This window comes from Ectobacillus sp. OTK, from assembly GCF_059698935.1.
Genome location: NZ_AP048547.1, coordinates 279,432 through 292,381, shown reverse-complemented (window position 1 = coordinate 292,381; position 12,950 = coordinate 279,432). Strand labels below are relative to the sequence as shown.

Annotated in this window: 9 protein-coding genes; all 9 read right to left on the bottom strand. The window is 42.4% G+C overall.

Translation table 11 applies throughout. The features are described 5' to 3' along the window. Positions 1-294: 294 nt before the first annotated feature. Entirely contained in the window at positions 295-1,227 is a 933-nt protein-coding gene (rocF, locus tag AC6HZ4_RS01605; protein WP_497493279.1) for an arginase, read from the bottom strand. 85 nt (positions 1,228-1,312) lie between these two features. After that, complete coding sequence (locus AC6HZ4_RS01600) at positions 1,313-2,749, bottom strand: amino acid permease (RefSeq protein WP_497493278.1); 1,437 nt, start codon at positions 2,747-2,749, stop codon at positions 1,313-1,315. A gap of 882 nt (positions 2,750-3,631) precedes the next feature. After that, positions 3,632-4,996 carry a 23S rRNA (uracil(1939)-C(5))-methyltransferase RlmD gene (gene rlmD / locus AC6HZ4_RS01595; RefSeq protein WP_497495561.1) on the bottom strand — a complete coding sequence of 455 codons (1,365 nt, stop codon included), beginning with the start codon at positions 4,994-4,996 and terminating at the stop codon, positions 3,632-3,634. Positions 4,997-5,207: 211 nt separating this feature from the next. Further along, entirely contained in the window at positions 5,208-6,101 is an 894-nt protein-coding gene (locus AC6HZ4_RS01590; protein WP_497493277.1) for a diacylglycerol kinase, read from the bottom strand. 316 nt (positions 6,102-6,417) lie between these two features. Beyond that, positions 6,418-7,848 (bottom strand): Asp-tRNA(Asn)/Glu-tRNA(Gln) amidotransferase subunit GatB, encoded by a 1,431-nt coding sequence (gene gatB / locus AC6HZ4_RS01585; protein WP_497493276.1) that lies wholly within the window; start codon positions 7,846-7,848, stop codon positions 6,418-6,420. Between the two features lie 14 nt (positions 7,849-7,862). After that, on the bottom strand, positions 7,863-9,323 hold the full coding sequence (gatA, locus tag AC6HZ4_RS01580) for an Asp-tRNA(Asn)/Glu-tRNA(Gln) amidotransferase subunit GatA (RefSeq protein ID WP_497493275.1): 1,461 nt from the start codon (positions 9,321-9,323) through the stop codon (positions 7,863-7,865). Positions 9,324-9,335: 12 nt separating this feature from the next. Continuing rightward, positions 9,336-9,626 (bottom strand): Asp-tRNA(Asn)/Glu-tRNA(Gln) amidotransferase subunit GatC, encoded by a 291-nt coding sequence (gene gatC, locus AC6HZ4_RS01575; protein ID WP_497493274.1) that lies wholly within the window; start codon positions 9,624-9,626, stop codon positions 9,336-9,338. A 261-nt stretch (positions 9,627-9,887) separates the two neighbouring features. Then, positions 9,888-11,435, bottom strand: a complete 1,548-nt coding sequence (gene pruA, locus AC6HZ4_RS01570; protein WP_497495560.1) for an L-glutamate gamma-semialdehyde dehydrogenase — start codon at positions 11,433-11,435, stop codon at positions 9,888-9,890. A 317-nt stretch (positions 11,436-11,752) separates the two neighbouring features. After that, entirely contained in the window at positions 11,753-12,937 is a 1,185-nt protein-coding gene (locus AC6HZ4_RS01565; RefSeq protein ID WP_497493273.1) for a CamS family sex pheromone protein, read from the bottom strand. Positions 12,938-12,950 lie beyond the last annotated feature (13 nt).

Sequence of the window (12,950 nt, the reverse complement as noted above, 5' to 3'; positions counted from 1 at the left end):
TACTTGCAACCATATATATCTATGCATAAGAACCAATCCGATCGATAATCATAACGATATTCCCTACTATTAGGATTAAATGATTATAATGTTAACTTAAAAACAGCGACATGCAAAATTCAGAATGAAGATAAGCTGGCAGTCTTCTTAGATAGTGAGCAAGATTAAATTCTTATGTTCCATTCTAATAGATGTAACATCTTGATGAAAGATAGTTCTGCAGAACACAGCTATCCTCATAACAGTACACAAAAACGACCTGTTTTGGCAGGTCGTTTTTCCTTGCATATACAGTTAATTGCTTGCTTGCTCTGTGAATACAGGCTGAAGCTTCAAGCTCTTTCCCATCAATGATTGAATGAGCTCTACCGCTGTAATCGCTGTTTTATTTCTTTCATCTAAGATTGGATTCACTTCTACAAATTCAGCCGATTTGACTATGTTGGCCTCCGCCAGCATTTCTAGAGCAAGGTGACTCTCTCTATACGTCAGTCCTCCTATAACCGGTGTTCCCACCCCGGGTGCATGGCTTGGGTCTAAACCATCTAAGTCTAATGATAAATGTACGCCATCCGTATGGGCTAGGTAAGCAATTGTTTCTTCCATTACACGAGGCATACCCATTCGGTCAATATCCTGCATCGTAAATACTTTAATGCCTTGTTCGAAAATCAGTTCTTTTTCCCCTTCATCCAGTGACCGTGCCCCGATAATAACAATGTTTTCTTTCTTTACTTTCGGATACGCCCCATATAGCTCCGTCAGCGAAGGATGGCCGTGCCCTAGACTAACAGCTAATGACATACCATGTATGTTTCCTGAAGGTGATGTTTCCGCTGTATTTAAATCCCCATGGGCATCAAACCAAATTACCCCTAAATTGCTATAATGCCTCGCGAGTCCTGCTAATGTCCCGATTGCGATGCTATGATCCCCTCCTAGTACAAGCGGGAAACTATTTGATTGTACAGTTTGGTCTACCGCTTCAGCAAGAAGCACACACGTATCACGTACTTGGGATAAATTTTTCAATTTTTCATTTACACTCTCTTGAACTTTAGAACGCGGTGCTACATATACGTCACCCATATCACTCACTTCATATCCTAAATATTCCAACTGCTCCACAAGACCCGCATAACGAATAGCACTTGCTCCCATATCTACCCCGCGGCGTGTCTGACCTAAATCCATTGGGCATCCAATTACTCTTATCTTCTTTTTCATCGTTTTTTCTCCTCTCTATACCTATAAATCTATAAATTGTTTTTAGGAATTGATTCTCCTCTGTCGTTGTTCCCCTAGAGAGATTTTATATAATCATCTCTTTATTAGATTCAAGCTGTACCTCCTGCGGTCTTGTTTCTGCTTGACGGGTTCTCTTAATCTTCCATTCATACAATATATAACAGCCAATAAAAAACACACCTCCGCAATAAAGTGCGATTCGCTGCTCCGAATCAAACGCAAGACTAATCATCACAATACAATTTAACAGCAGTGCAATCAGTGGAAGGATTGGGTAGAGCGGGACCTTAAATTTTAAGTCCTCTACCTTGCCGCCTTTACGGGTGTATGCTCTTCGAAATGCAATCTGCGATGCTGTAATGGCAATCCAACCAATTTGTGCGCCTAATCCAGCAAGTGAAAGGAGCCAAACAAATACTGTCTTTTCTGCTACTACGCTTGATAACAGTGAAAGGCCTGCGATGGCAACTGTAATAATTAAAGCCTTCATCGGTACTCCCCTTTTATTTACTTGGCCGACCCACGGCTTTGCCATCCCCTCCTTAGAAAGCGCATACAGCATACGAGTCGCTGCATATAAGCCTGAATTAGCTACGGACAACAGTGCTGTCAAAATAATAACATTCATTATATCTGCAGCGTACGGGATTCCTAAGCTATCTAACACGACAACGAATGGACTCTCGGTAATTCCAGCCTGTTCCCTCGGAATAAGACCTGAAAGTATAACTATAGATAGAACAAAGAAGAAAAGAGTCCGCCAGACTGTTTGTTTAATAGACTTTGGAATTGTTTTAGCAGGATTTTCACTTTCCCCTGCTGCAATTCCAATTAATTCTGTTCCCTGGAAAGAGAAGTTTACCGTAATCATCGTGATAAGTAATGCACTTACTCCATTCGGAAACAAGCCTTCATCGAAAAAGCGGGAGAATAACGGTACTTCTTGTCCACCTTTGATTGGAATAACACCAAACATAGCGGCTCCTCCAAGAATAATGAATAGAAGAATAGCTAATATCTTAATACTGGAAAAAAAGAACTCTGACTCGCCAAATGCCTTTGCGGACAAGGCATTGAGCAAAAATAGCAAAAATGCGAACAATGCGCACCACATCCAAACAGGAGATGAGGGAAACCACCGCTGCATGAGTTGAGATGCCGACAAGCACTCCAGTGCAACTGTTACCGCCCATCCTAGCCAGTACAGCCAGCCAATAGCAAATCCCATAGCGGGACTAATGAACTTTGTTGCATACGTTTGAAATGAACCAGAAACCGGCATGGCTACAGAAAGTTCACCAAGACACAGCATTGTTAAATACATAATAAAGCCGCCTACTATGTATGACAAAATAGCGCCCATCGCCCCTGCCTCATGAATCGTATAACCAGACCCGAGAAAGAATCCTGTACCGATACACCCCCCTAATGAAATCATGAATAGATGTCTTGCTTTCATTCCCCGCTTTAGTTCATATTCTTGTTTTCCCGCTTTTTCCATTCCTGCTCCCCCTTTGATTATAGTAAGTAACTGCAGCTAAGCTAGCATTTACCTTCATTCGTTTTACATGCAATTTTCGTGCCAAATCAATTGACTGAATTGTTAAACATTTTTTAAGGTTACAGCCAAATTCCTATGCATATATGCAATTTTTTTTGCATATCAAGCGCAAAATTTTTGGCTGCATACAGTTTATCTAGATTTCTATGACATCTAACACGGTTTATCTATAATACTTATTAACTTCCCTATATTCATTTATCTAATCTTTAATGGGCTTTTAATAAAACATAGCTGCTAATATCTATCCTCTATAAAGATAAACTGTTAATAATATCTTAGAATCAGTACCTAGGTCTTGACCCCACCGGGAAACCTGTACACAACTCCAAGCATAATTGATCATTTTCCATAACCCCATTAGGTTGTTATATTTTCTTACAATATTTTACTACAATCATTTTCCCATATTATTGAGGTTCTGTCATCTTAAATATAAAAGGGATACAACGGTAATGTATTCTATCCGACAGATGGTTAGTCTCTATCTTTCTATGTACCTGCTCCTAACCTCAACAGATACAAGGATCTAATGATTATACAAAAATGTTTTAAAGGAACAACTGCCTTCTTGCATTCCTGGATAAGTCATAATTCTGCTACAGGTGATCCAATAAAGCTTATATATGGAGATTCTCCTCCTATTGTTTCAACCGAAAACCATGGTCAGTTCCACATTCGTATTACAGAAAAGGATACTTTGCTTGACCTGGAATTTATCAGGGCAAAGTCCCTTGCATGGATTAAAAGGATCGGAGAAGCAAATTTAAAAGGCAATGGAGATATGTGATTGATCACAAGCCCATTGCCTTTTAAATTCTGTTATACCAAGACTAATTGTGCCACACACTCCACATGCATCGTCTGAGGAAACATATCAACCGGCTGAATCTCAAGCGTTTTAAATCCGCCATCCTCCAAAATACGTAAATCTCTAGCTAAAGTTGCCGGGTCGCAAGATACATATACAACACGTTTTGGCTTCATCGCGATAATTGTTTCAAGCAGCGATTCGTCACAGCCTTTACGCGGCGGATCAACCACGATTACATCGGCTTGGATGCCTTGCTCATACCAGTTCGGGATGATCTTTTCAGCCTCTCCAACCGCAAACTCTACGTTCGTAATACCATTTAACTCCGCATTGCGATTCGCATCCTCAATTGCTTCCGGCACAATTTCCACGCCATATACATGCTTTGCCTTTTGCGCTAGGAATAGAGAGATCGTACCGATTCCGCAATATGCATCAATCACTGTCTCCTCTCCTGTTAGCTTTGCATACTCTAGTGCCTTTTCATACAGCACCTTCGTTTGTACTGGATTAACCTGATAGAAGGAACGGGCGGAGATCGCAAACTTTACGTTTCCAATATAGTCATATATATATTCAGAGCCCCAAAGCAGCTTGGTCTTCTCTCCAAAGATAACATTCGTCCGTTTCTCATTTACATTTTGTACAATGGATTTAATGTTTGGAAATGCTGCTGTGATTTCCTCAATGATCGCTTGCTTATGTGCCAGCTCATCCGTTCGTGTAATAAAGACAAGCATAATTTCTCCCGTTACTTGACCATAGCGAACCATCACATGGCGGAGCGTTCCTTTATGCAGCTTTTCATTGTAAGCCTGAACGCCATGCTTGCTGCAAATTCGCTTTACTTCTTGAATGAGCGCATCATTTTCCTCTACTTGGATAAGGCATGACTCGATATCAATAATGTCGTGCGTTCCTTGACGGTAAAAGCCAGCAACGAGACCGCCTTCACGGTCGCCAATTGGTACCTGTGCTTTGTTTCTGTATAGCCATGGATGTTCCATACCAAGTACAGGGTGAATCATTACATTCTTTAATCCGCCAATGCGTGCCATTACATCTCGTACCTGCTTTTCTTTAATCTGCAGCTGCCCCTCGTAGCTTACATGCTGCAGCTGGCAGCCGCCGCACTGCTTATAAACAGGGCAAGGCGCTTCCTGACGATACGGGCTTTCTTTGTACAGCTCAATAAGACGCCCAAATGCATAGTTCTTTTTTACCTTAATAACCTTAATCTTTGCCTCTTCCCCAGGCAAGCCGTGCGGAACAAAAATGGGATAACCATTCACCTTCGCCACGCCGGCACCATCATGTGTTACATCCTCAAATACTGCATCTATGTACTCGTTTTTTTCAACGGGCGGTGCCATTCTCATTGATTCAACCTCATTTTCAGTTTTATGCTGTTGTTCATTTTATCATATTTTGACCCTAAAAAGAAAACTCCTCATAAGCAGCTCAAAAGTAACTAAATTTAAGAAGCCTTACTTTTTAAAGCTGCATTATAACTCCTTCACACAACACATCATGCACATCTATCAAACACTAGCTTCTAAATAGAAACAAAAAAAACCGCTTCAATCAGCGGTCTTCCTTTGGTACAAAAAGCTCTAAATGATGATACAAATTCTCAAACTCCATCGGTGCATCGCCGCCATATTCTCCGTCTAGGTTAATCATAAGCTTTTCAGGAGTATGTATCTTGATACGATTTGCCTGCGTATATAGGATTTGCGGATTGTTAATATGCTCCCCGCGCAGCGCCTGTGATGCTGCTTTAATTAGGTCAGCGATTGAACCCTTCTTCAAAACAAGCAAATCAAACAAGCCATCATTAATGGAGGCGTACGGAGCTACCTTCTCAAAGCCGCCGACTGAGGTAGTATTCGTAATGAGAAAAAGTGTAATCTCTTCGTTTAGCATTTTCCCATCATATTCGATCTCTACATATGTCGGGTGCAAGGATGGCAGCATTTCAATCCCCTTTAGGTAATACGCCAGCTGTCCTAAAACTGTTTTTAGCTTGCTCGGTACTTCAAATGTTAGTTCTGTAATACGGCCGCCACCGGCGATGTTAATAAAGTATTTGTCATTAGCACGCCCAATATCAAGCGGAACGGAATGACCTTCGCAAATAATATCTGCCGCCTCTTCAATGGAACGATTCACGCCAATTGCACGGGCGAAGTCATTTGTTGTACCAACCGGAATAATACCAAACTTCGGACGATGCGCAGCACCGACCAGCCCGTTTACAACTTCATTCAGCGTCCCGTCCCCTCCAGCTGCAATGACTACATCAAACTTACGCTCCACCGCCTGCCTTGCCGCCTCCGTCGCGTCACCTGCTCCTGTTGTTGCATGACAAGATGTCTCATAGCCTACTTGTTCTAATTTTTGCAGCACTTCCGGCAAATGCTTTTTAAACAGCTCACGTCCGGAAGTAGGGTTATAAATGATTCTTGCACGTTTCATTTACACATCATCCTACTTATTTAATCTTTCATTTCATAAAAAAATCCTCTAAATTTAGATGTATCATCATTATAATCATTTTGCAACTATCTTAGTATGCTTAATCAAACGTTTGATTAAGCCTTATACATATACAAATGATTGTGAGAAGAAAAAACCAACGACTCATACACCATGAATCGTTGGTTTTTTTGTTATACTTTAAGAAATTATACATTTCCAACTGAGAAACTATTCAACGCAGCTGGAAATTTCACGTGTAAAGTATAAGCGCAGCTGCACCTCCGCCTTCTCCCATGGCGGGTCGATCGCGTCTTTATCGTTTCGCAATCTCCTCAAGCAATAGCTTGTTCACAAGAGGAGGGTTTGCTTGTCCCTTTGTTGCCTTCATAACTTGACCAACAAAGAAACCAAGTGCTTTTTCTTTACCATTCTTATAATCTTCAATCGATTGCGGACCTTTATCTAACGCTTCGTTGATAATTTTGCGCAGCTCTCCCTCATCAGAGATTTGCACAAGACCCTTTTCCTTTACAATCGCTTCTGGGTCTCCGCCCTTTTCAACCAGATCAACAAAGATCTGCTTCGCAATTTTAGAAGAAATTGTACCGTTTTCGATTAGCTTAATCATTGCAGCAAGGCTTTCTGGTGTTAAAGCAATTTCGTTCAGCTCTTTGCCGTTTTTATTTAGGTACGCCGATACATCACCCATTAACCAGTTCGAAGCAAGCTTTGCGTCTGCACCGCTCGCGACAGCAGCATCAAAGAAATCGGACATTTCCTTTGTTACTGTTAACACTGCTGCGTCGTAAGCCGGCAAGCCAAGCTCCTCTACATAGCGCTTTTTACGCGCGTCTGGCAGCTCAGGAATTTCCGCACGAATGCGTGCCTTCCACTCATCATCAATGTATAAGTCTACTAAATCTGGATCTGGGAAGTAACGGTAATCATCAGAGCCTTCCTTTACGCGCATCAAAATTGTTGTTTTCGTAGCTTCATCGTAGCGGCGTGTTTCTTGTTCAATCACTCCGCCTGCGCGCAGTATTTCCGCCTGACGAATTTCCTCATATTCTAAGCCCTTTTGTACAAAGGCAAAGGAGTTTAAGTTTTTCAGCTCTGTTTTTGTACCAAATTCCTTTTGCCCAACCGGACGAAGGGAAATGTTTGCATCACAGCGAAGTGAGCCTTCTTCCATTTTACAGTCAGATACACCTGTATATTGGATGATAGATTTCAGCTTCTCTAAATATGCATAAGCTTCCTCCGGCGTACGAATATCCGGCTCAGATACAATTTCAATAAGCGGTGTTCCTTGGCGGTTCAAGTCTACTAGTGAGAAGCCATCGCCTGTATGTGTTAGTTTTCCTGCATCCTCTTCTAAATGAAGACGTGTAATACCAATTCGTTTCTTCTCGCCATTTACTTCAATATCAATCCAGCCGTGCTCGCCAATCGGCTTATCATATTGAGAAATTTGGTATGCTTTTGGATTGTCAGGATAAAAATAATTTTTCCGGTCGAATTTCGTTTCTGTCGCGACCTGACAATTTAATGCCATTGCTGCCTTCATCGCAAATTCTACCGCTTTCTTGTTTACCACCGGCAATACGCCTGGATATCCTAATTCAATTACGCTTGTATTCGTGTTTGGAGGCGCACCGAATTCATTTGGACTTGCGGAGAAAATTTTTGAGTTTGTTTTTAACTCAACGTGAACCTCTAACCCTATGACTGTTTCAAACTCCATTTCTTTTCGCCCCCTTACAGCACCGGTTTTTGTTTATGATAATTTGTTGCTTGCTCGAACGCATGAGCAACACGGTATACAGTTGATTCATCAAAGTGTTTTCCAATAATTTGAAGGCCAAGCGGTAAGCCGTTCGCACCGAAACCGCACGGCACAGAAATACCAGGAACCCCCGCAAGGTTTACTGGAATCGTCAAAATATCGTTTGCGTACATCGTTAATGGATCGTCAATTTTTTCACCAAGCTTAAACGCAGTAGATGGAGCAGTTGGTCCAATAATAACGTCATACTTCTCAAACACATTCTCAAAGTCATTTTTAATTAACGTGCGTACTTGCTGCGCCTTCTTATAGTACGCATCATAATAGCCGGAGCTTAACGCGAATGTGCCAAGCATAATGCGGCGCTTTACTTCATCGCCAAAGCCTTCGCTGCGCGTTTGCTTGTACATCTCGATTAAGCTGGAAGCATTGTCGGAGCGCACTCCGTAGCGTACGCCGTCAAAGCGCGCCAGGTTGGCAGAAGCCTCTGAAGATGATAGTAAATAATACGTAGCAAGTGCGTACTTAGAGTGCGGCAGAGATACTTCCTCCCAAGTTGCCCCCATGCCCTCAAGCACCTTAAGTGCTGCAAGAACAGATTGACGCGCTTCCTCGCTTACACCTTCTCCTAAGTACTCCTTAGGAACTGCAATACGCAAGCCTTTTACATCACCTGTTAAAGCGGATAAATAGTCTGGTACCTCTACAGGAGCTGAAGTTCCATCCATTTTGTCCACGCCTGCAATTGCTTGCAGTAAGTATGCGTTATCCGCAACAGTGCGCGTAATCGGTCCGATTTGGTCAAGTGATGAAGCAAATGCAACAAGTCCGAAGCGGGATACACGTCCGTATGTAGGTTTTAAACCAACGACTCCGCAATACGCTGCTGGCTGACGAATCGAGCCGCCCGTATCAGAGCCTAAAGAAAATAATACTTCTCCCGCTGCAACAGACGCAGCAGATCCGCCGCTCGAGCCGCCTGGTACATATTCTATGTTCCATGGGTTTTTCGTCGGTTTAAAGCCAGAGTTTTCGTTGGAGGAACCCATCGCAAACTCATCCATATTCAACTTACCGATTGTAACCGTTTCTGCACTTTGCAGCTTTTGTACAACTGTTGCGTCATAAATTGGATCAAAGTTAGCTAAAATTTTGCTCGCGCATGTTGTACGAAGACCTTTTGTGACAATATTGTCTTTAATACCAATCGGCAAACCAAACAACAAGCCGTACTCATCCGCCTTGCCTGCTTTTTCGTCTAACTCCTTCGCTTTAGCGCGGGCGTTTTCTTCATCTAGAGTTAAAAACGCCTGTACCTTGTCCTCTACTTGTGCAATGCGTTTATAGGACTCTTCTACTAAGTCCGTAACAGAAATCTCTTTGCTATGGAGCTTTTTGTGCAGCTCCGAAATTGAGTAATCAAATAAAGACATGCTCTCTCTCCTCTATTCCAAAATGGCAGGCACGCGAATTTGGTTCTCGTCATGGTCCGGTGCATTTTTCAATACTTCTTCAACAGGCAAGCCTTTTTCTGCAATGTCCTCACGCATAACATTTTTGATATCCAATACGTGGGATGTTGGTTTTACATTCTCAGTATCTAATTCTTCTAATTGCTCAGCAAACGTTAAGATTGCATCCAATTGCTTGGAGAACTTCTCTGCTTCCTGCTCCGTAATCGCAAGACGGGCTAGGTTTGCAACGTGCTTTACAGTGTCTACAGAAATTCTTGACACGTTTCATCCACCTCCATAAAAACTCGTTCTTTATGCAATAATATTGATGATACCAAACTTTTCAGATATTAAGCAACCTGCGGCACGATACTTGTATAACTTTTACATAGAATTTCAAGGTCTATGAGCACATTTTCATAATGAAAGCGGTTGATTTTCCAGAGAGGGTTTCAGGTTTTTCGAGAACCCCTTAACCCCTTCTCATAAAATGTAAAAGAAATCAAAAAAGGAAAGGCTCCACCTTCCCTTTATATTCCTTCCTTAAAGCATTTCCGATGTCGTTTTTGCCTGCATGTGAAGCAATAGATAGTCAGGACCTCCTGCCTTTGAGTCTGTACCTGACATATTGAATCCGCCAAACGGCTGATACCCAACAATCGCACCGGTACAGCCGCGGTTGAAGTACAAGTTGCCAACATGAAAGTCCTCGCGCGCCTTCTCGATATGCTTACGATTATTCGAGATAACCGCCCCTGTTAAGCCATACTCCGTATTATTTGCAATCTCAATCGCATGATTGAAATCTCTGGCTCTGCAAAATGCAACGACCGGTCCAAAAATTTCTTCCTTCATAATACGGGCATCTTCCGCTACATCTGCAAAAATCGTCGGCTGAATAAACCAGCCTTTAGAGCTATCCCCTTCCCCGCCTGTCATAAGTTTTCCTTCCTGCTTCCCAATTTCCACATAGCTCATCACCTTCTGAAAGGCTCCCTCATCATTCACAGGCCCCATATATGTTCCTTGGTCAGAAGGATCTCCGACAGTAAGCCGCTTCGTCAATTCTACCGCTCTTTGCAGTACTAAGTCATACACATCTTCTACAATAACCGCGCGAGAACAAGCGGAGCACTTTTGACCGGAAAATCCGAACGCAGATGCAACGATTGATTGTGCCGCAAGCTCTAAATCCGCCTCCCGATCAACAACAATTGTATCCTTACCGCCCATTTCTGCGATTACACGCTTTAGCCAAATTTGTCCTGGATTCACCTTGGCTGCCCGCTCATAAATACGAATTCCCACTTCCTTTGACCCTGTGAAGCTGATGAATCGTGTACGAGGATGATCAACTATATAATCACCTACCTCAGCACCGCTCCCCGGAAGAAAGTTTACAACCCCTGCAGGCAAACCTGCTTCCTCTAAGACCTCCATGAATTTTGCCGCTACAACAGGTGTTGTACTTGCTGGCTTGAGCAATACCGTATTGCCGGAAACAAGTGCTGCCGCCGTCATCCCTGCCATAATCGCAAACGGGAAGTTCCAAGGAGAAATAATGACTCCTACCCCTAATGGAATATACGTAAAACGGTTATACTCTATTTTACGGCTCTCTACCGGCATACCATCCTTCAGCTTCAGCATTTGACGTCCGTAGTACTCCATAAAATCAATAGCTTCCGCTGTGTCTGCATCCGCCTCTCTCCACGGCTTTCCAGCTTCCTTCACTAATAATGCAGAAAACTCATGCTTCCTGCGCCGAACAATTGCGGCCGCTCGAAATAAAATATCTGCCCTCATTTCCGGGTTAGACTTTCTCCATGTTTGAAATACTTTATCCGCAGCCTGCATAGCCTTCTCCGCCAGTTCACGGTTTGCTTTTGAAACTCGTCCAATAATCTCCTCCTTATTTGCCGGGTTTACAGATACAATCTTCTCCTCTGTTACAATACGTTCATCCCCAATTCGTAACGGATAATCCTGCCCAAGGTATGCATCTACTGTCTTAAGCCCTTCTTCAAATGCGCGGCGATTTGCCTCAAGATTGAAATCTGTAAAAGGCTCATGATTATAGGGTGCTACCATCATCCTTCCCCCTTTTCAAATGTTCGCATCACCAAATCATTATTTCGGAAAACTTTCTCCATTTTGTTTAGATAATCGCTCATCCAAAAGCTTCGCTTTTTGTACCGGTGAGCTAGCTCCTCAGTTTAATATATTCTTCTGTTTTCCCTGTTATGTCCCTGCCAACCTCACAGTTTAAGCCTTTCCACTCAGTTATATTGAAAAAGCATGGTCAGCAGTAACAAAAAAAGGTAACCGAGCAGAGAAATAGTTCCTCTTTTCGATCACCTTACTAAAAAATAAAACAACAGATCAAAATGAAAGCCTGTAATCCATTTCTAACTAAAAATATGAACAAACGGTTCTTCTTGATCCACATCACGAAGAATCACCGCTTCTGGATTATTCACAGAGTAAATATTTACTTCTACCTTTATATAATTCGGGAAATGCTCCATAACAAGACCCGTTACATATTGGGTAAAGCCAATAATTTCTGCCTTTCCATTAAATTGCACAGGGATACTAATCTTTAGTTCCTGCAGCTGGCCATCCTTATAAAAGCCGCGTCCTACAACAGCTGTGAAATCATTTGGAAAATACTCTGAAAGGTCAGAACGGAAATTAGAAACCTTCATAGCATCCTCCCGATAATTTTTAGATGCTTCCTCGGATGGAAATAAATAGTACTTTTCATCTAAACTTTCCCAATCATCGGCCGTATCATCTCCTTTATCTACTTTTGTATATGCGAGGAGATTGCCAGGTACGAGCGAGGACTTTGCCTCCTGACGATAGATGGCAATAATAATGGGAACGTTCTTGAGTTCATCCTTTTTACGCAGGGTTTCTAACACTGTTTGCGCCATTTTCTTTCCTTGCGCTAATGATTCTTCGACCGAAATCTTTTGCTCCCTAGGATATCCTTGCTCCGTATTAAAATAGTGCACAGAGTTCATCGCAAGTCCAACCACAACGCCGCTTAGCTCAACCTTATTATCGCTTTTCTTCACAAGGTAGTTATGTTCTAAAATGTTGGAAATATAAATTGGGCTTTTCGCATTCTTTTCTTCAGCCGTCCCCGCCGCACTTTCATCAAGAGGAGGATTTAAGCCAATGTTCGGTACCTTCTTATTTAATTTCTTTTCAAGCTCCGCCTGCTGAGCATCAGTCCGTTGTCTCTCAACAAGCAGCTGTGCTGTTCGTTTGTCCAAATACTGACCTTCTTGAAATAAATAGTCCTTCGTACTAAAGGTTTTTTGCGCAATGCGCATCAGTCCTGTTTCAAACTCATCGATATCCAATCGGCTGTTTAAGCCTTGCACAACTAAGCCGCGTGCCGCTCCTTCTTGAAATGGAATGAGCGTTTTATAGTATTCATCTGAGATTGAATACTTCGGAACAACTGCACTTTCTTTTGAATCGCTCGTTTCTTTTACAATTTTCTCTTCTTGCTGAAAGCCCGGGCTGCACCCGCTAAGAAGCAGCCAAAGGCTTGCGATAAGTAATGTTAACTTTTTCATACCCAACCGCCTA

Coding starts and splice junctions, on each gene's coding strand:
- rocF (WP_497493279.1), bottom strand. CDS start 1,227: ATGAAAAAGAAGATAAGAGTAATTGGATGCCCAATGGATTTAGGTCAG.
- AC6HZ4_RS01600 (WP_497493278.1), bottom strand. CDS start 2,749: ATGGAAAAAGCGGGAAAACAAGAATATGAACTAAAGCGGGGAATGAAA.
- rlmD (WP_497495561.1), bottom strand. CDS start 4,996: ATGGCACCGCCCGTTGAAAAAAACGAGTACATAGATGCAGTATTTGAG.
- AC6HZ4_RS01590 (WP_497493277.1), bottom strand. CDS start 6,101: ATGAAACGTGCAAGAATCATTTATAACCCTACTTCCGGACGTGAGCTG.
- gatB (WP_497493276.1), bottom strand. CDS start 7,848: ATGGAGTTTGAAACAGTCATAGGGTTAGAGGTTCACGTTGAGTTAAAA.
- gatA (WP_497493275.1), bottom strand. CDS start 9,323: ATGTCTTTATTTGATTACTCAATTTCGGAGCTGCACAAAAAGCTCCAT.
- pruA (WP_497495560.1), bottom strand. CDS start 11,435: ATGGTAGCACCCTATAATCATGAGCCTTTTACAGATTTCAATCTTGAG.
- AC6HZ4_RS01565 (WP_497493273.1), bottom strand. CDS start 12,937: ATGAAAAAGTTAACATTACTTATCGCAAGCCTTTGGCTGCTTCTTAGC.